At 71.2% G+C, this 21,171-nt stretch carries 27 protein-coding genes and 1 riboswitch; of the genes, 11 read left to right on the forward strand and 16 right to left on the reverse strand.

Going from position 1 to position 21,171, the window contains the following annotated elements:
- Entirely contained in the window at nucleotides 1-969 is a 969-nt protein-coding gene (locus ACTWJ8_RS23700) for an ABC transporter substrate-binding protein (RefSeq protein WP_356374630.1), read from the forward strand.
- A gap of 72 nt (nucleotides 970-1,041) precedes the next feature.
- On the opposite strand, the gene ACTWJ8_RS23705 is transcribed toward ACTWJ8_RS23700, so the two are convergent.
- From ACTWJ8_RS23705 to ACTWJ8_RS23725, 5 genes are all read right to left on the reverse strand, one after another.
- Complete coding sequence (locus tag ACTWJ8_RS23705; protein ID WP_443260210.1) at nucleotides 1,042-1,458, reverse strand: PIN domain nuclease; 417 nt, start codon at nucleotides 1,456-1,458, stop codon at nucleotides 1,042-1,044.
- The gene (locus tag ACTWJ8_RS23710; RefSeq protein ID WP_356374626.1) at nucleotides 1,455-1,691 is read right to left on the reverse strand and encodes a type II toxin-antitoxin system VapB family antitoxin; all 237 of its coding nucleotides are present in this window, start codon (nucleotides 1,689-1,691) and stop codon (nucleotides 1,455-1,457) included. The genes ACTWJ8_RS23705 and ACTWJ8_RS23710 overlap by 4 nt, the downstream gene beginning before the upstream one ends.
- 76 nt (nucleotides 1,692-1,767) lie before the next feature.
- The gene (locus ACTWJ8_RS23715; protein WP_443260211.1) at nucleotides 1,768-2,052 is read right to left on the reverse strand and encodes a hypothetical protein; all 285 of its coding nucleotides are present in this window, start codon (nucleotides 2,050-2,052) and stop codon (nucleotides 1,768-1,770) included.
- Nucleotides 2,049-2,240, reverse strand: a complete 192-nt coding sequence (locus ACTWJ8_RS23720) for a DUF397 domain-containing protein (RefSeq protein WP_443260212.1) — start codon at nucleotides 2,238-2,240, stop codon at nucleotides 2,049-2,051. The genes ACTWJ8_RS23715 and ACTWJ8_RS23720 overlap by 4 nt, the downstream gene beginning before the upstream one ends.
- A complete protein-coding gene (locus ACTWJ8_RS23725) occupies nucleotides 2,237-3,049 on the reverse strand; it encodes a helix-turn-helix domain-containing protein (RefSeq protein ID WP_443260213.1) in 813 nt (270 codons plus the stop codon). Before ACTWJ8_RS23725 ends, ACTWJ8_RS23720 begins: the two co-directional genes overlap by 4 nt.
- Nucleotides 3,050-3,148: 99 nt before the next feature.
- On the opposite strand from ACTWJ8_RS23725, the gene ACTWJ8_RS23730 reads away from it, so the two are divergent.
- Nucleotides 3,149-3,571: an ATP-binding protein gene (locus ACTWJ8_RS23730; RefSeq protein ID WP_443260214.1), complete on the forward strand. Its 423-nt coding sequence runs from the start codon at nucleotides 3,149-3,151 to the stop codon at nucleotides 3,569-3,571.
- A gap of 29 nt (nucleotides 3,572-3,600) precedes the next feature.
- On the opposite strand, the gene ACTWJ8_RS23735 is transcribed toward ACTWJ8_RS23730, so the two are convergent.
- From ACTWJ8_RS23735 to ACTWJ8_RS23760, 6 genes are read right to left on the reverse strand one after another with little or no spacing between them, the layout of a single operon-like run.
- Complete coding sequence (locus tag ACTWJ8_RS23735) at nucleotides 3,601-4,041, reverse strand: SMI1/KNR4 family protein (RefSeq protein WP_443260215.1); 441 nt, start codon at nucleotides 4,039-4,041, stop codon at nucleotides 3,601-3,603.
- Between the two features lie 18 nt (nucleotides 4,042-4,059).
- The gene (locus tag ACTWJ8_RS23740) at nucleotides 4,060-4,470 is read right to left on the reverse strand and encodes a contact-dependent growth inhibition system immunity protein (protein ID WP_443260216.1); all 411 of its coding nucleotides are present in this window, start codon (nucleotides 4,468-4,470) and stop codon (nucleotides 4,060-4,062) included.
- A gap of 15 nt (nucleotides 4,471-4,485) precedes the next feature.
- Nucleotides 4,486-4,806: a hypothetical protein gene (locus tag ACTWJ8_RS23745; RefSeq protein ID WP_443260217.1), complete on the reverse strand. Its 321-nt coding sequence runs from the start codon at nucleotides 4,804-4,806 to the stop codon at nucleotides 4,486-4,488.
- Nucleotides 4,807-4,820: 14 nt separating this feature from the next.
- Nucleotides 4,821-5,552, reverse strand: coding sequence for an isocitrate lyase/PEP mutase family protein (locus ACTWJ8_RS23750; RefSeq protein WP_443260218.1), 732 nt, complete (start codon nucleotides 5,550-5,552; stop codon nucleotides 4,821-4,823).
- Nucleotides 5,549-6,001 carry a carboxymuconolactone decarboxylase family protein gene (locus tag ACTWJ8_RS23755; protein WP_443260219.1) on the reverse strand — a complete coding sequence of 151 codons (453 nt, stop codon included), beginning with the start codon at nucleotides 5,999-6,001 and terminating at the stop codon, nucleotides 5,549-5,551. Before ACTWJ8_RS23755 ends, ACTWJ8_RS23750 begins: the two co-directional genes overlap by 4 nt.
- Nucleotides 5,998-6,507 carry a carboxymuconolactone decarboxylase family protein gene (locus ACTWJ8_RS23760; RefSeq protein ID WP_356374612.1) on the reverse strand — a complete coding sequence of 170 codons (510 nt, stop codon included), beginning with the start codon at nucleotides 6,505-6,507 and terminating at the stop codon, nucleotides 5,998-6,000. The genes ACTWJ8_RS23755 and ACTWJ8_RS23760 overlap by 4 nt, the downstream gene beginning before the upstream one ends.
- Nucleotides 6,508-6,553: 46 nt before the next feature.
- On the opposite strand from ACTWJ8_RS23760, the gene pdxR reads away from it, so the two are divergent.
- From pdxR to ACTWJ8_RS23775, 3 genes are read left to right on the forward strand one after another with little or no spacing between them, the layout of a single operon-like run.
- On the forward strand, nucleotides 6,554-7,975 hold the full coding sequence (pdxR, locus tag ACTWJ8_RS23765; protein WP_443260220.1) for a MocR-like pyridoxine biosynthesis transcription factor PdxR: 1,422 nt from the start codon (nucleotides 6,554-6,556) through the stop codon (nucleotides 7,973-7,975).
- 47 nt (nucleotides 7,976-8,022) lie between these two features.
- The gene (locus ACTWJ8_RS23770) at nucleotides 8,023-8,358 is read left to right on the forward strand and encodes a hypothetical protein (RefSeq protein WP_443260221.1); all 336 of its coding nucleotides are present in this window, start codon (nucleotides 8,023-8,025) and stop codon (nucleotides 8,356-8,358) included.
- A 17-nt stretch (nucleotides 8,359-8,375) separates the two neighbouring features.
- A complete protein-coding gene (locus ACTWJ8_RS23775) occupies nucleotides 8,376-9,566 on the forward strand; it encodes a glutathionylspermidine synthase family protein (protein ID WP_443260222.1) in 1,191 nt (396 codons plus the stop codon).
- A gap of 15 nt (nucleotides 9,567-9,581) precedes the next feature.
- Here the strand turns inward: ACTWJ8_RS23775 and rocD are convergent, their stop codons facing one another.
- Complete coding sequence (gene rocD, locus ACTWJ8_RS23780) at nucleotides 9,582-10,787, reverse strand: ornithine--oxo-acid transaminase (protein ID WP_356374604.1); 1,206 nt, start codon at nucleotides 10,785-10,787, stop codon at nucleotides 9,582-9,584.
- A 128-nt stretch (nucleotides 10,788-10,915) separates the two neighbouring features.
- A riboswitch (ZMP/ZTP riboswitch) is annotated at nucleotides 10,916-11,002 on the forward strand.
- A 28-nt stretch (nucleotides 11,003-11,030) separates the two neighbouring features.
- Here rocD and ACTWJ8_RS23785 point away from each other — a divergent pair.
- The gene (locus ACTWJ8_RS23785) at nucleotides 11,031-12,479 is read left to right on the forward strand and encodes a glycine hydroxymethyltransferase (protein ID WP_443260223.1); all 1,449 of its coding nucleotides are present in this window, start codon (nucleotides 11,031-11,033) and stop codon (nucleotides 12,477-12,479) included.
- Between the two features lie 41 nt (nucleotides 12,480-12,520).
- On the opposite strand, the gene ACTWJ8_RS23790 is transcribed toward ACTWJ8_RS23785, so the two are convergent.
- Nucleotides 12,521-13,234 (reverse strand): hypothetical protein, encoded by a 714-nt coding sequence (locus ACTWJ8_RS23790; RefSeq protein ID WP_443260224.1) that lies wholly within the window; start codon nucleotides 13,232-13,234, stop codon nucleotides 12,521-12,523.
- Between the two features lie 105 nt (nucleotides 13,235-13,339).
- Here ACTWJ8_RS23790 and trpS point away from each other — a divergent pair, with 105 nt between their 5' ends.
- Together trpS and ACTWJ8_RS23800 are read left to right on the forward strand one after the other, a co-directional pair.
- Nucleotides 13,340-14,356 (forward strand): tryptophan--tRNA ligase, encoded by a 1,017-nt coding sequence (gene trpS / locus ACTWJ8_RS23795; RefSeq protein ID WP_356374598.1) that lies wholly within the window; start codon nucleotides 13,340-13,342, stop codon nucleotides 14,354-14,356.
- 69 nt (nucleotides 14,357-14,425) lie between these two features.
- Entirely contained in the window at nucleotides 14,426-15,010 is a 585-nt protein-coding gene (locus ACTWJ8_RS23800) for a 2'-5' RNA ligase family protein (protein ID WP_356374597.1), read from the forward strand.
- Here the strand turns inward: ACTWJ8_RS23800 and ACTWJ8_RS23805 are convergent.
- Both ACTWJ8_RS23805 and ACTWJ8_RS23810 read right to left on the reverse strand, forming a co-directional pair.
- Nucleotides 15,007-15,762 (reverse strand): decaprenylphospho-beta-D-erythro-pentofuranosid-2-ulose 2-reductase, encoded by a 756-nt coding sequence (locus ACTWJ8_RS23805; RefSeq protein ID WP_356374595.1) that lies wholly within the window; start codon nucleotides 15,760-15,762, stop codon nucleotides 15,007-15,009. The two genes, ACTWJ8_RS23800 and ACTWJ8_RS23805, sit on opposite strands and share 4 nt — an antisense overlap.
- A gap of 28 nt (nucleotides 15,763-15,790) precedes the next feature.
- Entirely contained in the window at nucleotides 15,791-17,191 is a 1,401-nt protein-coding gene (locus ACTWJ8_RS23810) for an FAD-binding protein (protein ID WP_443260225.1), read from the reverse strand.
- Nucleotides 17,192-17,292: 101 nt separating this feature from the next.
- Here ACTWJ8_RS23810 and ACTWJ8_RS23815 point away from each other — a divergent pair, with 101 nt between their 5' ends.
- On the forward strand, nucleotides 17,293-18,246 hold the full coding sequence (locus ACTWJ8_RS23815) for a YihY/virulence factor BrkB family protein (protein ID WP_356374591.1): 954 nt from the start codon (nucleotides 17,293-17,295) through the stop codon (nucleotides 18,244-18,246).
- 60 nt (nucleotides 18,247-18,306) lie between these two features.
- On the opposite strand, the gene ACTWJ8_RS23820 is transcribed toward ACTWJ8_RS23815, so the two are convergent.
- Nucleotides 18,307-19,551 carry a D-alanyl-D-alanine carboxypeptidase family protein gene (locus ACTWJ8_RS23820; protein ID WP_443260226.1) on the reverse strand — a complete coding sequence of 415 codons (1,245 nt, stop codon included), beginning with the start codon at nucleotides 19,549-19,551 and terminating at the stop codon, nucleotides 18,307-18,309.
- A gap of 109 nt (nucleotides 19,552-19,660) precedes the next feature.
- Here ACTWJ8_RS23820 and ACTWJ8_RS23825 point away from each other — a divergent pair, with 109 nt between their 5' ends.
- Both ACTWJ8_RS23825 and ACTWJ8_RS23830 read left to right on the forward strand, forming a co-directional pair.
- Nucleotides 19,661-19,903: an SCO4848 family membrane protein gene (locus ACTWJ8_RS23825; protein ID WP_356374588.1), complete on the forward strand. Its 243-nt coding sequence runs from the start codon at nucleotides 19,661-19,663 to the stop codon at nucleotides 19,901-19,903.
- 12 nt (nucleotides 19,904-19,915) lie between these two features.
- Complete coding sequence (locus ACTWJ8_RS23830; RefSeq protein WP_443260227.1) at nucleotides 19,916-21,166, forward strand: metallophosphoesterase; 1,251 nt, start codon at nucleotides 19,916-19,918, stop codon at nucleotides 21,164-21,166.
- Nucleotides 21,167-21,171: the final 5 nt, after the last annotated feature.

A 21,171-nucleotide genomic window follows, 5' to 3' on the forward strand; every position in this document is an offset into this window, starting at 1 on the left:
ATGCGCCGAACTCGTAAGACGATGACGGCGGTCACGGGTGCGCTGCTCCTCCTGACGGCCACCGGCTGCGGCGCCGCCGACATGACCAAGCAGTCCTCCCCGTACGCCAACGCGCAGGGCGCCAAGACGGTGACCCTCTCGGTCCAGTCGTGGGTCGGCGCGCAGGCGAACGTGGCGGTCGCCCAGTACCTCCTGGAACACGAACTCGGCTACCGCGTCGACACGGTCCAGGTGGACGAGGTGCCCGCCTGGGACGCCCTCAGCCAGGGCCGCGTCGACGCGATCCTGGAGGACTGGGGCCACCCCGACCAGGTGAAGCGCTACGTCGACGAGAAGAAGCTGATCGAGCCCGGCGGCGACCTCGGCGTCACGGGCCACATCGGCTGGTTCGTCCCGACGTACTTCGCGAAGAAGCACCCCGACGTCACGAACTGGAAGAACCTCAACAAGTACGCCGACCAGTTCAAGACGGCGGAGAGCGGCGGCAAGGGCCAGCTCATGGACGGCTCACCGTCCTACGTCACGAACGACAAGGCGCTGGTCAAGAACCTGAAGCTGAACTACCAGGTCGTCTTCGCCGGTTCAGAGGCCGCCCAGATCACGCAGATGAAGCAGTTCGCCAAGGCGAAGAAGCCCTTCCTCTCGTACTGGTACACGCCGCAGTGGCTGACGAAGCAGGTGCCGATGACGGAGGTGAAGCTGCCCAAGTACAAGGAGGGCTGCGACGCCGACCCGAAGAAGATCACCTGCGCGTACCCGACGACGCCGCTCCAGAAGTACCTCAACTCCAACTTCGCCAAGAACGGCGGCGAAGCGGCCCAGCTCCTCAAGAACTTCAAGTGGACGACGGACGACCAGAACGAGGTCTCCCTCCTGATCGCCGACAAGAAGCTCTCACCGGAGGCAGCCGCGAAGAAGTGGGTCGACACCCACAAGTCGACGTGGAAGCAGTGGCTCCCGAAGAAGTAGCCACGCCCGCCTGGCCCGAGTGCGACCCCGCCTGCGTATCACGTGGACGGGGTCGCACTCTTTCTTCTCTGCTCAACCGACCGGTCGGCGGACGTCGCACTCCTTCACGTCCTTGAGGAGGCGGGCCACCGTCGCGAAGTCGTGGTCGCGGTGGAGGACCGTCAGACCGTGGTGCGCCGCCGTGCCGCAGAGGACGAGGTCGACGACGCCCGCCGCCCTGTGCTGCCCCTTCTGCGTCAGCTTGTACTGCGCCGCGTCCACCCAACGCCAGATGTCCTTGGGGACGGCGACGGGCTGGAACAGGGTCGACAGGTCCTCGTCGATCTCGTCCCGGTCGTCGGGGCCGAGAGCGCTGTAGAGGATCTCCGCCCGCGTGGTCTCGCAGAGGCCGACCGCACCCGTCTCGATCTCCGGATCCCATCGCCTGTGCGCTTCGGGATCGGTGCCGAGGTGGACGTACGCGCTGGTGTCGATCAGGTACGTGATCACTCGGCCGTGCCGCTCCGCAGCGCCGCCTTGCGCGCTTCCCGGTCACTGCTCAGGCGATCGAGCCCGCCACGCGCACCACGCTCGGCGAGCCGGTCGTAGGCAGCCCGCCGACGGTGGCGCCGTATCACTTCCTCCAGCGCCGTGTTGATCGTGTCCTTCTTGGTGGTGGTGCCGAGAAGGCGCGCGGCCTCCGCCAGGACCTCGTCATTCACGTCGACGTTGGTGACGCTCATCCTGGACCTCCATGCATGCCATGTGGGTGACTCTCCCACTTTACCCACATGGCCCTGATCCGGCTCGCGGACCGCGTCAGGCACCCGCGAGCACGGCCAGCCACAACGTCAAGGGAAGGGCGCCGACGGCCAGCGCCACCCCGGCGGCCGTCAGCCCCGGGCGTACGTCGCGGTGGCCCCGGAGCCCCAGAAGCGCACCGGCCGGAGGCAGGAGGAAGCCGACCAGGAAGGCCAGGTGCCAGCCCTCCTCCTTGACGAGGAAGACCAGCAGCACCCAGATCACGGGCACCGCCCCCACGCTCAGCACACGCCCCCGCGAGAGCCACAGGTCGAGCGCCTCGCCGTCGCCGAAGAAGCTCATGCGCAGGTGCTGCGCACGCGGTTCAGGAAGTGGTTCCAGGCGTCCGGCGCGGCGCTGAAGGCCGGGCCTTGGGGGCCGAGCTTCGAGTCGCGGATGTGGATACGGTCCGGGGTGCGCGCGGCTTCGAGGCAGTTGCCGCCCTGGCTGTCGCTGTAACTGGACTTGAACCACGTCAGGTTGGCGTTCATGGTTCCTGCGCCACCTTTCTGATGAAGTCGACCGATTCCCCGGGGCCGAGGGCATGCATGCGGATCATGTCATGGGCACGCGTGAGCGCACTGACCTTGTCGGCGTCCGCGTACAGGGTGCTGGTCTCGGGCCCCTCCACGTACGCGTAGCGCTCATGGTCGCCCGTCTCCAGGAGGGCGACCGCGCCATTGAGGGCGACGCCGTACGCCTGCCCGAACGGCAGCACCTGGACGAGCACGTTCCGCAACTCGCCGATGTCCAACAAATGTTGGAGCTGCCGGGCCATGACCTCCCGCCCGCCCACGGCCGTCCGGAGCGCGGCCTCGTACAGCACGAAGCTGAACATGACGCCCGTCCGCGCGGTCAGCGCTTCCTGCCGCTTGAGGCGCCCGGCGACACGTTCGTCGACGGTCTCGTCGTCGAGCGGCGGCGAACTGGCGCCGATGAGCGCCTTCGCGTACTCGGGCGCCTGGAGCAGGCCCGGTACGAGCAGCGGCTCGTACGAACTGATGGCGATGGCGTCCTTCTCCAGCGCCATGAATTCCTGGGAGCGCTGCGGATGCGGCTCCGGCTTCAGGTACTCCTGGGCGGCGAGGATCTTCCCGCCCGCACCACACAGTTGATCGGCGATCTGGAGCAGCCGCAGGGTCGGCTTGCGGCGGCCGTTCTCCATGGATTTCACGTACTCGCAGCCGTAGCCGGCCTCCTTGGCCAGTATTTCCCGGTCGACCCCCGCTTCCGTGCGCCACATCTTGATCTGGCTCCCGCAGTACCGCCACGCGAGATTGGTCTCCGTCGACGTCGACATGCGCACGCACTCCTCAACCGGGGTCACGGGAGGGACAACTACCCGCTGTACCCGGCGGGTTACTCCCGAGGGTATGCGCGGAGGGCGAGCGTGGGAGCCATGCACGCAACCCCGCGCCCCACGGCGATCCCCCAGGACATCGAATGGCGCTTCCCGCGCCACGCGCGCAGCGTCGGAAGAGCCCGCCGGCTCTTCCGCGAACAGGCCACGTCGTGGGGCCTGCCGCCCGGGACGACGGACACGGCGGAACTGCTCCTCAGTGAACTGATGACGAACGCGTACCGCCACGCGAAGGTCCCACCGGGCCGCGAGATCCGGGCCCGCGCGTTCCTCGACGGCGCCCTCCGCGTGGAGGTGACGGACGCGAGCCCGACACTCCCGGTCCTGCGGACGCCGTCCACGGAGGAGGAGTCGGGCCGGGGCCTGACCTTGGTGGCACTGCTCGCGGACGCGTGGGGCGCGGAGCCGCGAGAGGGCGGCGTGGGGAAGGTGGTGTGGTTCGAACTCGGGCTCACGCCTTGAGGTCCGGGGCCGCGACCGCGGTCGCGCTGTCACTCGTTCCCCCGGTACCAATCCTCCCCGTCCGCCTCAAGGGACCGACGCAGATACTCCTCCAAGGAGTCCGCGACCCGTGTGCGTTCGTCCGTCTCGTGGTCCCAGACCCACACACCGTCCTGCGGCGCCTCTGCAAGAAAAGCGAACCGGTCGCCGCCGCCGTTGTCGCCAAAGAACACGAAGGGGTCGAACGGCTCGTACAGCTCGGAGAAGGTTCCATCGCTTCGGGCGGCGAGGTTCTCCTCCGAGAGCTGTGAAGCGCTCCAGACGACGTCTGTTCCGTACTGGTCCCGCAGGCCGTCGGACTCGAGCAGCAAGTCGCGGAGGCCGGGAGGGACGGGCAGTCGGAGCGCTTCGATGCGCTCGATGTCGCTCGGTGACGCCGGACCGCTGAAGGCCGCGACGGTTCCCCAGGCGCCGATCAACTCACGCCACACCGTGTCTCCTGGCTCTCGTCATGGGCGAGGGAATGCTTGTTGAAACTTGGCGACCAGCGGGGGCAGGTACGGCCCTTCGTCATCCAAGGAATCGATGAACGAAAGTAGCCGGAGGGCCAAGTGCGGATCGTTGTCGCGGAAATGGTCGCCGCAGCTCAGCAGAGCCGTGAGCAGGTCGTCGTCCAGGAAGGTGCGGCCTTGGTCCTGCTCGGTGGTGAGGCGGTCCACGGCGAGCGGCACCAGGAAATCGAGCCCCACCTGCTGGCCGATCAGCCTCGCCAGCTCCCACCCCGTGAGTTCGTTCACGGGCCGCTTTCTGAGCCCGTGAACGCTCTGCTCCAGGGAGGTCGCCCCTGGCGCGGGCGGATCCCAGCGCACGCCCTCCAGTTCTTCCAAAGAAAGGCGTGCGTTGATGGGAAACCTGTCCATTCCCGCGAAGACTCCTCACTGCTCGCCGCGATTCCCCTGGCCGAGAGTCCAGTATCGGGAACCGCCGGGTGGGGCGGGCTTTGGGGTCCAGGTCGTCCGGTTGGCGGTCGCGTCCCAGTAGGGGACGTCGCCGTAGTAGATCCGGTGGGCCCAGTGCTCGGGGAGCTCGTGCGCGATCAGGTCGGGCCACTCGTGGAAAGAGACGTGGTGCCACTCGAAGTTGATGCTGGCCACCGCCTCGGAAACCGGGATGTCGAAGGTGTCGGTCATCTCTTCGGCGATTTCGCGGAGGTAGGTCCGCGCTTCGGGGACTGTGTCCATCACGAACTCGTTCATGGGGGAGCGTCGTCTCAGCCTCGCCGCAACCCCTCCGCCATCTCCCTGACCGCCCCCATCGCCCTCCGCTGCAACCCCGGCCCGAACGTGACGCGGGTCGCGCCCAACTCGCCCCATTCGCGCGGCGACGGGCCACCGGGAGGGGCGCCCACGTTGATCGGGCCCTCGATGGACGCGCGCAGAGCCGGGACGGCCTCGGGCGGGGCGCCGATGGGGTAGACGCAGTCCGCGCCCGCCGCCACGTACAGGCGGGCCCGTTCCGCCGCCTCGGTGATCGGGTCCGCCGCGCCGCGGATGAAGACGTCGATGCGGGCGTTGAGGACGAGGGGCGTGCCGGCCGCCGAGCGGACTTCGGCGAGCCAGTCCGCGTGTTCCTGGGGGGACTTGAGGGAGCCGGAGGGGGTCGAGTCCTCCAGGTTGCAGCCGACCGCCCCCGTGTCCAGGAGGCGGGCGACCAGTTCCTTCGGCGGGAGGCCGTAACCGCCCTCGATGTCCGCCGACACCGGCACCGACACCGCCCGCACGATCCTGCGCACCGTCGCGAACATCTCGTCTGCCGGCGTCTGCCCGTCCTCGTGGCCGAGCGATGCCGCGACCCCGGCGGACGGGGTCGCGAGCGCCGGGAAGCCCGCCTCCTCGAAGACGCGGGCGCTCGCCGCGTCCCAGGGCCCCGGCAGGACCAGCGGGTCCCCGGGGGAGCGGTCGTGGTGCAGGGCGAGGAGCTTCTCGGCGGGACTCGGACTCACCACGCGGGGCCTCCGGGCTCGATGCGTCGGCTCACCATCAGCCGGTTCCAGGTGTTGATGACGGTGATCACCGCGATGAGGTGGGCCAGTTCGGGTTCGGTGAAGTGCTTCGCCGCCGCCTCGTACGCCTCGTCGGGGACACCGTCCTGCGGCAGGAGCGTAATGGCCTCCGTGAGGGCGAGGGCAGCCCTTTCCCGGTCGTTGAACGTGTCGTCGCCGGCTTCCCGCCACGCGTTGAGCAGCGCGATGCGCTTCGGGCTCTCGCCGTGCTTGCCGACCGCGATGTCCACGTGCATGTCCAGGCAGAACGCGCACTCGTTGATCTGCGAGGCGCGGATCGACGCCAGTTCCGCCACGATCGGGTCGGCGAGCCCCTTCTTCGCCGCCGCGCTCAGTGACTGCATGGCCACTCTGACGTCCGTGTCCAACTCGCGCGTACGAGCCGTCACTTGACGTCCCCCGGCGTGTAGTGGCCCGGCGACTGGCGGGTCGAGACGCCGAAGCGGTTCCACGCGTTGATGACCGTGATCGCGGCGATCAGCTGGGCCAGTTCCTTCTCCTCGAAGACCTTCGCCGCCCGCTCGTACACCTCGTCCGGCACGAAACCGTCGGTGAGGACCGTGATCGCCTCGGTCAGTTCGAGGGCCGCGACCTCCTTCTCCGTGTAGAAGTGCTTCGACTCCTCCCACGCGCTGAGCTGGATGATCCGCTCGGCGCTCTCGCCCGCCGCGAGCGCGTCCTTCGAGTGCATGTCGAGGCAGAGCGCGCAGCGGTTGAGCTGCGAGGCGCGGATCTTGACCAGCTCGGCGATCTTCGGGTCGACGCCCGCGCGGGCGGCCGCGTCGAGCCTGATCATCGCCTTGAAGACCTCCGGCGCGTGCTGGTGCCAGTCGAGGCGGGGGGTGTGCTCGTGCATGTACGGGGCGTTCTCGGTGCCGTTCTCGTTGTTCGTCATGCTTCGACCCTACGGAGGAAGTAGCCCAGGAGTATGGTCCATTTACGTGGAAGAATCTTGGGCCAATTCGGCGTCCGGGCGAGCGCTCGGCATCGATCTGCACCTGGACGCCAACCCCTCCGGAGGGCTGCGGCGCGGGCTCACCGACGCGCTGCGCGAGGCCGTGCGCGGCGGGCGGCTCGCCCCCGGCACCCGGCTGCCCGCGTCCCGGACCCTCGCCGCCGACCTCGGGCTCGCCCGCAACACCGTCGCCGACGCCTACGCCGACCTCGTCGCCGAGGGCTGGCTCACCGCCCGGCAGGGCTCGGGCACCCGGGTCGCCGAGCGGCCGGGGCGGGAGCCGACCCCGGTCCCCGTCACCAACCGCGTGCCCTTCGGCGGGTACCGGTACGATCTCCAGCCCGGCCGCCCCGACCTCGCCTCCTTCCCGCGCGCCGAATGGCTGAAGGCCGCACGCCGCGCCCTGACCGCCGCCCCGAACGAGGCACTCGGTTACGGCGACCCACGCGGCCGCCCCGAACTGCGCCGGGCTCTCGCCGACTATCTGGCCCGCGCCCGCGGCGTCCAGGCCTCGCCGGAGCGGATCGTCGTCTGCGCCGGGTTCGTCCAGGGCATGCTGCTGCTCGGCGAGGTGCTGCACGGGCGCGGGGTGCGCGACGTCGCCGTCGAGTCGTACGGGCTCGACCTCCACCTCGACTATCTGACCCGGCCGGGGATGCGCACCCGACCGCTCCCGTACGACGAGCAGGGCGCGGCCACCGGGGAGTTGACGGAGCGGGAAGGGGCGGTGCTGCTCACCCCGGCGCATCAGTTCCCGCTCGGCGTCGCCCTGCATCCGAGCCGCCGCGCCGCCGCCGTCGACTGGGCGCGCCGCACCGGCGGACTGATCCTGGAGGACGACTACGACGGCGAGTTCCGCTACGACCGGCAGCCCGTCGGCGCCCTCCAGGGCCTCGACCCGGACCGCGTCGTGTACCTCGGCACCGCGAGCAAGTCCCTCGCCCCCGGACTGCGCCTCGGCTGGATGGTGCTGCCCGCCCCGCTCGTCGACGAGGTCGTCGCGCGCAAGGGGTACACCGACTGGTCCTGCGGGGTCCTCGACCAGCTCACCCTCGCCGAGTTCCTGGAGTCGGGCGCGTACGACCGGCATGTCAGGGCCGCCCGGCTGCGCTACCGGCGCCGCCGCGACCAGCTCGTCGCCGCGCTCGCCGAGCGGGCCCCCGCCGTGCGCGCCACCGGCATCGCCGCGGGCCTGCACGCCGTCCTCCGCCTGCCGCCCGGCACCGAGCGGTCCGTCGTGCAGGCCGCAGCCTGGCAGCGGCTCGGCGTCCACGGCCTCGCCGGTTTCCGGCACGCGGACGCACCGGAACCCTCGGATCCGATGGACGCCCTGGTCGTCGGCTACGGCACCCCACCGGACCACGCGTGGCCCGGCGCGTTGGATACCCTGTGCCGCGTCCTGCCCTAGGGCGGGGCCGTACGCACGGACACGCATCTTTACGGGGGAGTACACGCATGACGGACAACACCACCCAGCGGCGGCTGCGTTCCGGCACCGTCGCGCTCGGCGGCGTCGGGCTGCTCGCCGCGGCGCTCACCGCCTGCTCGTCGGACGTCGACAAGCGCTGCATCGACCGCAACAGCTACAACGCGTCCAAGGGCTACAAGGTCGTCTCCGACAAGTACTGCAAGTCGTCCTCGACCAAGTCCTCGGTCAACGGCAGCTGGTACTACGGCGGTTCGAAGAAGGGCAGCCGCGTCTCCAGCGGCTCCTTCACCAAGTCGTCGGGCGGCGGCGTCACGCGCGGCGGCTTCGGCAGCGGCGGCAAGGGCGGAAGCTCCGGCGGCTGAACCGGCCGGAGACACCGATGAAGCGACACACCATCACCCCGCGCCCCGGCTGGCAGCAGACCGTCGAGGAGCAGGGGCTCATCTACCCGCTCACCCGCTACCCCGACGACTCGCTGCGCCCGTACTGGGACGAGAGCGCCTACTACGAGTTCTCCCTGCCCGAGGTCGAGGCGCTCGAGGAGGTCGTCGAGGAACTGCACCGCATGTGCCTCGCCGCCGCCGAGCACATCGTCAGCGAGAACCGCTTCGCCGACCTCGGCATCACCGACCCGCGGGTCGCCGCCGCGGTCGCCGAGTCCTGGCGGCGCCGGGCCGAACTGCCGTCCGTCTACGGCCGGTTCGACCTCCGCTACGACGGCACGGGCCCGGCGAAGCTGCTGGAGTACAACGCCGACACGCCGACCTCGCTCGTCGAGGCCGCGTCGCCGCAGTGGTTCTGGATGGAGGAGCGCTTCCCCGGCGCCGACCAGTGGAACTCGCTCCACGAACGTCTGGTCGACGCCTGGAAGAAGCAGGCCTCGCTGCTCCCGCCGGGCAGCCCGCTCTACTTCGCGCACTCCTCCGCCGACGAACTCGGCGAGGACCTGATGACCGTCGGGTATCTCAAGGAGACCGCCGAACAGGCCGGTCTGGAGACCGGGTGGATCTCCATGGAGGAGATCGGCTGGGACAGCCTCTCCGAGCGGTTCGTCGACAACCAGCTCGGGTTCATCCGCAGCATCTTCAAGCTGTACCCGTGGGAGTGGCTCACCACCGACGAATTCGCGCCGCACGTCCTGGCCGGCCTCGACAACGGCGGCGGCACGGGTACGACGATGTGGATCGAGCCCGCCTGGAAGATGCTGCTCAGCAACAAGGCGCTGCTCGCCGTCCTCTGGGAGCTGTACCCGGACCACCCGAACCTGCTGCCCGCCTACCTCGACGGCCCGCGCGAACTCGCCGCCGCCGACGGTCCCGGCTATGTGGCGAAGCCGCTGCTCGGGCGGGAGGGGGCGGGCGTCACGATCCACGAGCCGGGAAGCGCGCCGCCCGACCTCGAAGAGGCCCGCTGCTACCAGCAGTTGAGCGCGCTGCCCGACTTCGACGGCAACCGCGTCGTCCTCGGCGCGTGGGTCGTCGAGGACGACGCGGCGGGCCTCGGCATCCGGGAGTCGGCGGGACTCGTCACGGACGAGTACGCCCGCTTCCTGCCCCACGTCATCCTGTGACGCCGGGGCGACCGGTCAGGCGCCGAGCACGGCCCTGAGCTGATCGAGGCCCCAGTCCAGGTCGTCCTTGCTGATGACCAGCGGCGGGGCGATCCGGATGGTGGAACCGTGGGTGTCCTTCACCAGGACCCCGCGGTCCATCAGCTTCTCCGAGATCTCCCGGCCCGTGCCGTACGACGGGTCGATGTCGACGCCCGCCCACAGTCCGCGCCCGCGCACCTCGGTGACCTTGCCCGTGCCCGTGAGCAGGCCCAGCTCGGCGTGCAGATGCTCGCCCAGCTCCGCCGCCCGCTCCTGGTGCTCGCCGGTGCGCAGCATCGCGATCACCTCAAGGGCGACCGCGCACGCGAGGGGGTTCCCGCCGAACGTCGAACCGTGCTCGCCCGGCCGGAACACCCCGAGCACGGCCTTGCTCGACACGACCGCCGACACCGGCACGACGCCGCCGCCCAGCGCCTTGCCCAGCACGTACATGTCCGGCACGACGCCCTCGTGCTCGCACGCGAACGTACGGCCCGTGCGGCCGAGCCCCGACTGGATCTCGTCGGCGACGAACAGCACGTTCCGCTCGCGCGTCAGCTCCCTGACGCCCGCCAGATAGCCGGGCGGCGGGACGAGCACGCCCGCCTCGCCCTGGATCGGCTCGAGCAGCACCGCCACCGTCTCGTCCGTGACCGCCGCCCGCAGCGCCTCCAGATCGCCGTACGGGACGATGTCGAAGCCCGGCGTGTACGGGCCGAAGTCGGCGCGGGCCTCGGGGTCCGTGGAGAAGCTGACGATCGTCGTCGTACGGCCGTGGAAGTTGTCCGACGCCACCACGATCCGCGCGCGGCCGTCCGGGACGCCCTTCACCCGGTAGCCCCACTTGCGGGCCGTCTTCACGGCGGTCTCGACGGCCTCGGCGCCCGTGTTCATCGGCAGCACCATCTCCATGCCGCACAGCTCGGCCAGCTGCGTGCAGAACTCCGCGAACCGGTCGTGGTGGAACGCCCGCGAGGTCAGCGTCACCCGCTCCAGCTGGGCCTTCGCGGCGTCGATCAGGCGGCGGTTGCCGTGTCCGAAGTTCAGCGCCGAGTAGCCGGCGAGCATGTCGAGGTAGCGGCGCCCCTCGACGTCCGTCATCCAGGCGCCCTCGGCGGTGGCGACGACCACGGGGAGCGGATGGTAGTTGTGCGCGCCGTGGTCTTCGGCGAGGGCGATTGCTGCGTCGGTGGCACTCACGGGATCTCCGATCGTCGCGGCTCTGCGGTGAGCGGGCCGGGGTGGTGAGCGGGGCTTGTGGCCCCTTCCTATCGTCGCTCGGGATGTGGACGCGGAAACCTCGCCGCGCGCCGCGCCCGGTACTGTGAGGGCAGGGCCGTGACTGGCGCGCTGGGATGGGATCGACCATCGGGGAGCGGCCCGAGCAGTGTGTGCCGTGCGCCTGGGCCGACCCGTGAACCGACCGCGTCCGGAGGCTGCCCCATGACCGAGACCCCGCTCACCCCCGAATCCGTCGCGTACCGCGCCGCCCTCGACGTCGTGCGCGCCGTCGAGCCGCGCGTCGCCGACGCCATCGGGCAGGAGCTCACCGACCAGCGCGAGATGCTCAAGCTGATCGCATCCGAAAACTACGCGTCCCCCGCGACGCTGCTCACCATGGGCAACTGGTTCTCCGACAAGTACGCCGAGGGGACCGTCGGCCGCCGCTTCTACGCCGGCTGCCGCAACGTCGACACCGTCGAGTCCGTCGCCGCCGAGCACGCCCGCGAGCTGTTCGGCGCCCGGCACGCCTACGTCCAGCCGCACTCCGGCATCGACGCCAACCTCGTCGCCTTCTGGGCCGTGCTCGCCGACCGGGTCGAGGCGCCGTTCCTGGAGAAGACCGGCGTCCGCCAGATCAACGACCTCACCGAGGCGGACTGGGCCGAGCTGCGGCAGGCCTTCGGCAACCAGCGGATGCTCGGCATGTCCCTCGACGCGGGCGGCCACCTCACGCACGGCTTCCGGCCCAACATCTCCGGCAAGATGTTCGACCAGCGCTCGTACGGGACGGACCCCGCGACCGGGCTCATCGACTACGAGGCGCTGCGCGCGCAGGCCCGCGAGTTCAAGCCGCTGATCATCGTCGCCGGGTACTCCGCGTACCCGCGGCTCGTGAACTTCCGGATCATGCGGGAGATCGCCGACGAGGTCGGGGCGACGCTCATGGTCGACATGGCGCACTTCGCCGGTCTCGTCGCGGGCAAGGTGCTCACCGGCGACTTCGACCCGGTGCCGCACGCCCAGATCGTCACCACGACCACGCACAAGTCGCTGCGGGGCCCGCGCGGCGGCATGGTCCTGTGCGACGACTCGCTCAAGGACCAGGTCGACCGGGGCTGCCCGATGGTGCTCGGCGGGCCGCTGCCGCACGTCATGGCGGCGAAGGCGGTCGCGCTCGCGGAGGCGCGGCAGCCCGCGTTCCAGGACTACGCGCGGCGGATCGTCGACAACGCGCGGGCGCTGGCCGAGGGCCTCAGGCGGCGCGGCGCCACGCTCGTCACCGGGGGCACGGACAACCACCTCAACCTCATCGACGTCGCCTCCTCCTACGGCCTCACGGGGCGGCAGGCCGAGGCGGCGCTGCTCGACTCCGGCATCGTCACGAACCGCAACGCGATTCCGGCGGACCCGAACGGGGCCTGGTACACGTCCGGCATCCGCATCGGTACGCCCGCGCTGACCACGCGAGGGCTCGGCACCGCCGAGATGGACGAGATCGCGGCGCTGATGGACCGCGTGCTGACGGCCTCCGAGCCGGGGACCACGAAGTCCGGGGCGGTGTCGAAGGCGAGCCACGTCCTCGACCCGAAGATCGCGGACGAGGTCTCCCACCGCGCCACGGACCTCCTCTCCGGCTTCCCCCTGTATGGCCGCATCGACCTGGGCTGAGGCCCTCCGGGCGTGGGGACATGTCCACCGGCGCCCGGCCCCTATAGGTCGACCAGCTCCTGCCGGGGTTCCCGGGGCTCTCGCGGGCCCCGGGAGCGTATGTGCCACAGGGCGCCGGCCGCCGCGAGGCCCGTGGCCAGGCCCGCCAGGGCCCACCACCACGGGGTCGTGGAGTCATGGACGGTTGACGGAGGAGTGGGAAGTACGCCCGCCTGCGTCAGCCGGTCGACCAGCTTCGGGGACGCCCGGTGCCAGCGGAGGTCGTCGTCGGTCACGTCGACCGCAGGGTCCGTGCGGATCCACGGCGTGCCGTCGTCCGCGACGATCAGCTGGTCCTGGCGCTCGATCACGGTGTCCGTGCCCGGCGCCCGATGCGTTTGAGGCCAGCCGCCGACGCCCGTCAGGCCCCACACGACCGTCGCCACGACGGGCGGGAAGCGGCCCTCCTGCCAGGACTCGGGGACCCGCTCGGTCACCGTGTCGAAACCGGTCGTCAGGCGCTCCAGCGCGGCGAACTCCGGGTCGTCGTCGTGCACGGCCACGGAGGGCCCCGCCGCGGCGCCCGGCGCGATCACCACGGCCAGGTCGGGGATGTCCATGCCCCCGGGATTCGTCGGCCTGGCGCGCGCCCCGGGCGCCGCCGCCAGCAGCAGCGCCACCACCAGGACCACGGTCGCGGCCCACCGGAGCCCACCCCCTCGTACGTACTGCATCGCCACCCCCGCCGACGCGCCCCCGCGTGACTCCTGCCACATCGACAAGCTACCGGCGCCCACTGACAACGACCAGGTGGGCCATGGACGGCGACAGGACCTTCGGCCGCTGCGGAACCGGGTGCCGCACCTGAGACAATGAGCCACATGGCCTCTGATGTTCGCCCTCGTGTGCTCTCCGGGATCCAGCCCACCGCCGGCTCGTTCCACCTCGGCAACTACCTCGGCGCGGTCCGCCAGTGGGTGGCGCTGCAGGAGTCCCACGACGCCTTCTACATGGTCGTCGACCTGCATGCGATCACCGTTCCGCAGGACCCGAAGGAGCTGCGGGCCAACACCCGGCTCGCCGCCGCGCAGCTGCTGGCCGCGGGGCTCGACCCGGAGCGCTGCACGCTGTTCGTGCAGAGCCACGTCCCGGAGCACGCGCAGCTGGCCTGGGTCATGAACTGCCTCACCGGTTTCGGCGAGGCGAGCCGCATGACGCAGTTCAAGGACAAGTCCGCGAAGCAGGGCGCCGACCGGGCGAGCGTGGGCCTCTTCACGTACCCGATCCTCCAGGTCGCGGACATCCTGCTGTACCAGGCCGACCAGGTGCCGGTCGGCGAGGACCAGCGGCAGCACATCGAGCTGACCCGCGACCTCGCGCTGCGCTTCAACGGCCGCTTCGGTGACGCGTTCACCCTCCCGGCGCCGTACATTCTCAAGGAGACGGCGAAGATCTACGACCTTCAGGACCCGTCGATCAAGATGAGCAAGTCGGCGTCGACGCCGAAGGGCCTCATCAACCTGCTCGACGAGCCGAAGACGACGGCCAAGAAGGTCAAGAGCGCGGTCACCGACACCGACACCGTGATCCGGTACGACGCCGAGAACAAGCCGGGCGTCAGCAACCTGCTCACCATCTACTCCACCCTCACCGGCACCGGTATCCCGGAACTGGAGAAGAAGTACGAGGGCAAGATGTACGGTGCGCTGAAGACGGACCTGGCCGAGGTGATGGTGGACTTCGTGACGCCGTTCCGGACCCGCACGCAGGAGTACCTGGACGACCCGGAGACGCTCGACTCGATCCTGGCCAAGGGCGCGGAGAAGGCGCGGGCCGTCGCCGCCGAGACCCTTGCCCAGGCCTACGACAAGGTCGGCTTCCTGCCCGCCAAGCACTGAAGCGTTCCACAGCGTTCCGTACGACGTGACGCCACCCGCCCGCCCGCCACAAGACGACAGGAGTACGACGTGGGGACCGTAACGATCGGTGTCTCGATCGCGGTCCCGGAGCCTCACGGCAGCCTGCTCCAGGAGCGGCGTGCGGGCTTCGGCGACGCCGCGGCGTACGGTATCCCCACGCACATCACGCTGCTCCCGCCGACCGAGGTGGAGGCCGGGGACCTCACGGCGATCGAGGCGCACCTGGAGGAGGTGGCGTCCGGCGGCCGCCCGTTCGCGATGCGGCTGTCGGGCACGGGCACCTTCAGGCCGCTGTCACCGGTCGTCTTCGTGCAGGTCGTGGAGGGTGCCGAGGCCTGCACCTGGCTCCAGAAGCAGGTGCGGGACGCGTCGGGGCCCGTCGCCCGCGAGCTCCAGTTCCCGTACCACCCGCACGTGACGGTGGCGCACGGCATCGACGAGGAGTCGATGGACCGCGCGTACGCGGAGCTCGCCGAGTACGAGGCGGCCTGGGCCTGCACCGGCTTCGCGCTCTACGAGCAGGGCTCCGACGGCGTGTGGCGCAAGCTGCGCGACTTCGCCTTCGGCACGTCCGCCCTGCCCGCCCAGACCTCGGGACGCACGACCCGCGGCCCCCGGCTGCCGGCCCGCTAGAGCGGCAGCCGCCGGAAGACCGGGCGCGGCACATGCCGCAGCGCCGACATCACGACGCGCAGTGTGCCCGGCACCCACACCACCTCCGACCTGCGGCGCAGCCCGGTCTCGATGGCCTGTGCCACCGCCTCGGGCGTCGTGGCCATCGGCGTCTCTGCGCGGTCGTCCTTCGCCCTCGACCGTACGAGCCCGGGGCGGACGATCATGACGTGCACGCCGGTGCCGTGCAGCGCGTCCCCGAGCCCCTGGGTGAACGCGTCGAGGCCCGCCTTGCTGGAGCCGTAGATGAAGTCGGCGCGGCGGGCCCGCTCGCCCGCCACCGACGACAGGACGACGAGCGAGCCGTGGCCCTGGGCCTGGAGCGCCCGCGCGCAGACGAGGCCCGCGGAGACGGCGCCCGTGTAGTTGGTCTGCGCGACGCGCACCGCGGACATCGGGTCGTCCTCGTCGCGCGCCTGGTCGCCGGGGATGCCGAACGCGAGCAGCACCATGTCGATGTCGCCCTCGGCGAACAGCTTGCCGAGGGTCTCCTCGTGCGCGGCGGAGTCCAGGGCGTCGAACACGACGGTGCGGGTGTCGGCGCCGAGGGCGCGCAGCTGGGCGGCGGCCGCCTCGAGCGCGGGCGACGGCCGCCCCGCGAGCCACACGGTGCGGGTGCGGCGGGCGACGAGTCGGCGCGCGGTCGCGAGCGCGATCCCGGAGGTGCCGCCGAGGACGAGCAGGGACTGGGGGGTGCCGAAGGCGTCTTTCAACGAGGGCTCCAGGGGCGGGATTCGCGGGTCACAGGCCGAGGCGCCGCGACAGGTCCGAGCGGAACACCCCGTGGGGGTCCCAGCGCGCCCGCAGCGCCCGGAAGTCGTCGAGCCGCGGATACATCGCGGCGAGCGTCCCGGGCCGCAGCCGGGAGTCCTTGGCGAGGTGGACGCGTCCGCCGGCGGCCGCCACCTCCTCGTCCAACTCGTCGAGGAACGCGCTCAGTCCGGGCAGGCTCGCCGGAATGTCGAGCGCCAGCGTCCAGCCCGGCATCGGGAACGAGAGCCAGCCGGGATCGCCCGCGCCGAAGCGCTTGAGGGTGGCGAGGAAGGCCGGGCAGCGGCGCTCGGAGGCGCGGTGCACGATGCGGCGCAGCGCCTCCTCCCGGCCGCGTCCGACGACGAACTGGTACTGCACCGAGCCCCCGGGGCCGTAGACCCGGTTCCAGTGCGGCACCCCGTCGAGCGGGTGGAAGTACGTGGTGAGCCTGCGCAGTTCGCCGGTGCGGGCGCGGGGCGCGGACCGGTACCTGACCTCGTTGAACAGGCCGACGCTGTGCCTGCTCAGCAGGCCCTCGGGCAGGAAGGAGGGCGCGGCGGGCAGCCGGCCGGGCCGGAACTCCAGCGGGGCCCTGCGGGCGCGCGGGGGCAGCGCGTCGAGCGGCGCGTGCGCGGCGCGCGTGAGCACACCGCGGCCGGTGGCGGCGCCCCGCGCGAGCAGGTCGATCCAGGCGGCCGCGTACGGGTGTCGGTCGTCGGTCGCGGTGAACCGGTCGAGCAAGTCGTCGAGGTCGTCGGCCCGTTCGGTGTCGACCAGCATCGACGAGGTCTCGACGCGCAGCAGTTGGAGCGTCGCCGTGAGGACGACGCCGGTCAGGCCCATGCCGCCCGCCGTCGCGTCGAAGAGTTCGCTGCCGCGCTCCACGAGGCTCACCCGCCCGTCGGCGGTGAGGAGTTCGAGGGCGGGCACATGGCGGGCGAAGGAGCCGGCGGCGCGGTGGTTGGCGCCGTGGACGTCGGCGCAGATCGCCCCGCCGACCGTGACCTGGCGGGTGCCCGGGGTCACCGGCAGGAACCAGCCGAGGGGCAGCAGCACCTCCATGAGGCGGTGCAGCGAGACGCCCGCGTCGCACAGCACCGTGCCGTTGGCGGCGTCGATGGCGTGGATCCGGTCGAGTCCTGTCATGTCGAGGACGGCCCCGCCCGCGTTCTGCGCGGCGTCCCCGTGCGCCCGGCCGAGCCCTCGCGCGATGCCGCCGCGCCGTCCCGTGGCGCCGCAGTCGAGGACGGCCGCGACCGCGTCCTCGTAGGAGCGGGGGCGGATCAGGCGGGCCGATGTGGGGGCGGTGCGGCCCCAGCCGCTGACCGGTACGGAGTGCGCGGGGGCGGGGAGAGTGGGTAGGGGATCGGTGGCGGGGTCGGCAACCATGACCGTGACCGTATCGCCCGAAGGTGCGAAGTTTGTCATAAACCTAGCGGCCCCTCACCGGAACGGGTGATCGAAGAGGGAATGGCGGGCAGGCTGGGATCATGGATTGGCTGAAGAATCTCCCCGTCGTCGGGCCGCTGTTCGCCCGCCTGATGCGGACCCACGCCTGGCACGCCTACGAACGCCTCGACGAGGTTCGCTGGTCGCAGCTCGCCGCGGCGATGACGTTCATCAGCTTCCTCGCGCTCTTCCCGCTGCTCACCGTGGCCGCGGCGGTCGCCGCCGGGACCATGGGCGCCGACCAGCAGAAGAAGCTGGAGCAGACGCTCAGCGATCAGGTGCCCGGCATCTCCGACCAGTTGGACCTCGGCGCGCTGGTCGACAACGCGGGCACGGTCGGGATCGTCGCGGGCGCGCTGCTGCTGTTCACCGGCGTCGGCTGGGTCGGCTCGATGCGGCAGTGCCTGCGCGACGTGTGGGAGCTGCCCGACCCCGGCGAGAACCCGATCATGCGCAAGGTCAAGGACGCCGGGGTGCTCGTCGGCCTCGGCCTCGCGGGCATCGTGTCGATCGGCGCGTCCGCCCTCGCGTCCACGGCCGTCGACTGGACGGCCGACCAGATCGGCATCGACAAGGCGGGCTGGGGCGGACTGCTGCTCAAGATCGCCGCCTTCGCGATCGCGGTGCTCGCCGACTTCCTGATCCTGCTCTACGTCCTCGCCCTGCTGCCCGGAGTGCAGCCCGGGAAGCACGACCTGGTGGTCGCGGCGTTGATCGGCGCGGCCGGGTTCGAGCTCCTGAAGGTGCTGCTCAGCGGCTATATGAAGGACGTGGCGGCGAAGAGCATGTACGGGGCGTTCGGCACGCCGGTCGCCCTGCTCCTGTGGATCAACTTCACGGCGAAGCTGCTGCTGTTCTGCGCCGCCTGGACGGCGACCGGGCGGGAGGGCCTGCGCAAGACGGCGCAGGAGACCGAGATCGCGGAGGTCGCGGAGTTCGAGAAGGCGGAGAAGAAGGAGGCCGAGGAGTCGGCGGACGGCCGCGGCTCCTTGTGACCCTCGGCCCCTGTGATCCGCGCCCCTCGGCTCTCCGCGTCCCTCAGCTCTCCGTGTTCATCAGCTCTTCGTCGTCTTCAGCGGCCACTTCCTGCGCACCACGAACACCGCGCCCGCGAGCACCACGAGCACGCCGCCCGTGATCGCGAGCGCGATGCCGACGCCGCTGGAGCCGCCGCCCGTCACCGCCGCGTGCGCGGCCGGCTTGGCGGGTCCGGCGCCGGGGCTCGGCGACGACGCGCCCGCGGGCGTCTCGCTCTTGGGCCCGACGAGGTGGCCGACGGGGGCGACCTTGCCGTCCGCCTGGAAACCCCAGTCGAAGAGCCGCGCGGTCTCCTTGTAGACGGCCTGGCTCTCCTTCGACTTCGGGTTCATGACCGTCACCAGGAGCACCCGGTTCCCGCGCTCGGCGACGCCGGTGAACGTGGCGCCCGCGTTCGTCGTGTTGCCGTTCTTCACGCCCGCTATGCCCTTGTACGCGGGCAGCCCGTACGAGCCCGTGAGCAGGCGGTTGGTGTTCTGGATCCCGAAGCGCTCGGTGGTCTTGCCCTTCTTCTGCTTCAGCGGGAACTCGGCGGTGGGCGTGGCCGCGTACTCCCGGAAGTCCTTCTTGTGCAGCCCCGACCGGGCGAACAGCGTCAGGTCGTACGCGGAGGAGTGCTGCCCCGGCATGTCGTAGCCGTCGGGGCTGACCACGTGGGTGTCGCCGGCCTGGAGCTCGTCGGCGTGCGCCTGCATGTCCTTCACGGTCTGCGCGACGCCCTGGTTCATGGCGGACAGCACGTGCACCGCGTCGTTGCCGGAGCGCAGGAACACGCCGAGCCACAGGTCGTGCACCGTGTACGTGAAGCCCTCCTTGACGCCCACGAGGCTCGACCCGGCGCCCATCCCGGCCAGGTCGGACGGCACGACCTTGTGCGTCGTCGTCTTCGGGAACTTCGGCAGCACGGTGTCCGCGAACAGCATCTTCAGCGTCGAGGCGGGCGGCAGCTCCCAGTGCGCGTTGTGCGCGGCGAGCACCTCGCCCGACTCGGCGTCCGCGACCAGCCACGACTTCGCCGTCAGGTCCTTCGGCAGGACGGGCGCGCCGCCCCGCAGGTTCACCTGCGTGCCGGGCTTGCCGAGCTGGGCGCCGCCCACCTGGGACATCGACGCGGGCGGCTTCTCGTCCCGCTTGTCCTTGTCGTCGTCCTTGTCCGCCGCGGCGGCCGGCAGCGCGGCGGACAACGTCAGGGCGGAGGCGGCGAACAGCACCGCGGCCTTCTTCAAGTGCGACGTCGGTCGCGCGGCGTGGGAGTCGGGCACGCTGGTGAACGTACCTGTACCTGCCCCGTAAGTCTCCACCGCCTTCTCCTGTGTCCGGTTCGACCCACCCCGGCGGCGGTGCGAGAAGCCGCGCGGCGATACTGAGGACATGAAGCTCAGCCGCCCCGTGTCCTGGTTCCTGCTCGCCTTCGGGGTGTGGAGCTGGGTCATCTGGATCACTTTCGTCAAAAACCTCGTCAAGGACGGCAGCGGCCTCGCCTTCGACGACGCCGGGGATCCGACCGCGTACTTCTGGGTGCACCTGACGCTCGCCGTCGTCTCCTTCGTATTGGGGACGGCTGTAGGGGTCATTGGGTTGCGTTCCGTGCGCGCACTGCGTCGGACCTCATAGGCGCCGGCGCAGATGGTCGTCGTCTTCGTACTGATCGCCGCCTTCGTCCTCGCGGCGTTCGCAGGGCTGCACTACTACGCGTGGCGTCGGCTCGTGCGCGACACGACCGCCAAGGGCGGGTGGGCCAGGCGGCTCGGCACCGCGGTGTTCGTGGCCGGGCCCGTGCTGACGTTCGCCGCGCTCGGCGCCGAGCGCGGCGGGGCGCCCTTCCCGCTCCAGCAGGTGCTGGCCTGGCCGGGGTTCCTGTGGCTCGCGTTCGCGCTGTACCTGCTGCTCGCGCTGCTGGTGGGGGAGGTCCTGCGGCCGCTGCTCCGGCGCCTGTTCGACCGGGAGAAGGCGGCCGTGCCCGCCGCGGCGGAGGAGGCCCCGGTGCGGGTGCCCGTGCCGGAGCTGAAGGGGCTCGAACCGGTTCCGGGGCTCGCGCCCGCGGCGCCCGCGCCCACCCGCCGCCTCGTCCTCGCCCGGACCGTCGGCGCCGCCGCGACGGTGGCCGCGGCGGGCGTCGTGGCCGGTGGCGCGTACGGCGTGCTGCGCGGCCCGAAGGTCAAACGGGTCACCGTGCCGCTGGCCAAACTGCCGCGCGCCGCCCACGGGTTCAGGATCGCCGTCGTCAGCGACATCCACCTCGGGCCGGTGCTCGGCCGGGGCTTCGCCGAGAAGGTCGTCGACACGATCAACGCGACGCAGCCCGACCTGATCGCCGTCGTCGGCGACCTCGTCGACGGCAGCGTCGAGGACCTCGCGCCCGCCGTCGCCCCGCTCGCCCGGCTCAGCGCCCGGCACGGCACGTACTTCGTCACCGGCAACCACGAGTACTTCTCGGGCGCCGACCCGTGGGTGGAGCACGTGCGCGAACTCGGCCTGCGTCCGCTGGAGAACGCGCGCGCCGACATCGGCGCCTTCGACCTCGCGGGCGTCAACGACATCGCGGGCGAGAACTACGGCGAGGGCCCCGACTACGCGAAGGCGCTCGGCGACCGCGACACCTCCCGCGCGTCCGTGCTCATGGCCCACCAGCCCGTGATGATCCACGAGGCGGTGAAGCACGGCGTCGACCTCCAGCTGTCCGGGCACACCCACGGCGGCCAGCTCTGGCCGGGCAACTTCGTGGCCGCCGCCAGCAATCCGACCCTCGCGGGCCTCGACCGGTACGGCGACACCCAGCTGTACGTCAGCCGGGGCGCGGGCGCGTGGGGGCCGCCGGTGCGGGTGGGCGCGCCCTCCGACATCACCGTGGTCCAGCTCGCCTCCAAGCAGGCCTGAGCCGC

This window comes from Streptomyces sp. SDT5-1 (assembly GCF_052245995.1).
In the GTDB taxonomy this organism is placed as follows: Bacteria; Actinomycetota; Actinomycetes; order Streptomycetales; family Streptomycetaceae; genus Streptomyces.

Excerpts from the sequence above, each read along its gene's own strand:
- ACTWJ8_RS23700 (WP_356374630.1), top strand. The coding sequence starts at position 1 with ATGCGCCGAACTCGTAAGACGATGACGGCGGTCACGGGTGCGCTGCTC.
- ACTWJ8_RS23710 (WP_356374626.1), bottom strand. The coding sequence starts at position 1,691 with ATGAGCGTCACCAACGTCGACGTGAATGACGAGGTCCTGGCGGAGGCC.
- ACTWJ8_RS23715 (WP_443260211.1), bottom strand. The coding sequence starts at position 2,052 with ATGAGCTTCTTCGGCGACGGCGAGGCGCTCGACCTGTGGCTCTCGCGG.
- ACTWJ8_RS23720 (WP_443260212.1), bottom strand. The coding sequence starts at position 2,240 with ATGAACGCCAACCTGACGTGGTTCAAGTCCAGTTACAGCGACAGCCAG.
- ACTWJ8_RS23725 (WP_443260213.1), bottom strand. The coding sequence starts at position 3,049 with ATGTCGACGTCGACGGAGACCAATCTCGCGTGGCGGTACTGCGGGAGC.
- ACTWJ8_RS23730 (WP_443260214.1), top strand. The coding sequence starts at position 3,149 with ATGCACGCAACCCCGCGCCCCACGGCGATCCCCCAGGACATCGAATGG.
- ACTWJ8_RS23740 (WP_443260216.1), bottom strand. The coding sequence starts at position 4,470 with ATGGACAGGTTTCCCATCAACGCACGCCTTTCTTTGGAAGAACTGGAG.
- ACTWJ8_RS23745 (WP_443260217.1), bottom strand. The coding sequence starts at position 4,806 with ATGAACGAGTTCGTGATGGACACAGTCCCCGAAGCGCGGACCTACCTC.
- ACTWJ8_RS23760 (WP_356374612.1), bottom strand. The coding sequence starts at position 6,507 with ATGACGAACAACGAGAACGGCACCGAGAACGCCCCGTACATGCACGAG.
- ACTWJ8_RS23770 (WP_443260221.1), top strand. The coding sequence starts at position 8,023 with ATGACGGACAACACCACCCAGCGGCGGCTGCGTTCCGGCACCGTCGCG.
- ACTWJ8_RS23775 (WP_443260222.1), top strand. The coding sequence starts at position 8,376 with ATGAAGCGACACACCATCACCCCGCGCCCCGGCTGGCAGCAGACCGTC.
- ACTWJ8_RS23785 (WP_443260223.1), top strand. The coding sequence starts at position 11,031 with ATGACCGAGACCCCGCTCACCCCCGAATCCGTCGCGTACCGCGCCGCC.
- ACTWJ8_RS23790 (WP_443260224.1), bottom strand. The coding sequence starts at position 13,234 with ATGTGGCAGGAGTCACGCGGGGGCGCGTCGGCGGGGGTGGCGATGCAG.
- trpS (WP_356374598.1), top strand. The coding sequence starts at position 13,340 with ATGGCCTCTGATGTTCGCCCTCGTGTGCTCTCCGGGATCCAGCCCACC.
- ACTWJ8_RS23810 (WP_443260225.1), bottom strand. The coding sequence starts at position 17,191 with ATGGTTGCCGACCCCGCCACCGATCCCCTACCCACTCTCCCCGCCCCC.
- ACTWJ8_RS23815 (WP_356374591.1), top strand. The coding sequence starts at position 17,293 with ATGGATTGGCTGAAGAATCTCCCCGTCGTCGGGCCGCTGTTCGCCCGC.
- ACTWJ8_RS23825 (WP_356374588.1), top strand. The coding sequence starts at position 19,661 with ATGAAGCTCAGCCGCCCCGTGTCCTGGTTCCTGCTCGCCTTCGGGGTG.
- ACTWJ8_RS23830 (WP_443260227.1), top strand. The coding sequence starts at position 19,916 with ATGGTCGTCGTCTTCGTACTGATCGCCGCCTTCGTCCTCGCGGCGTTC.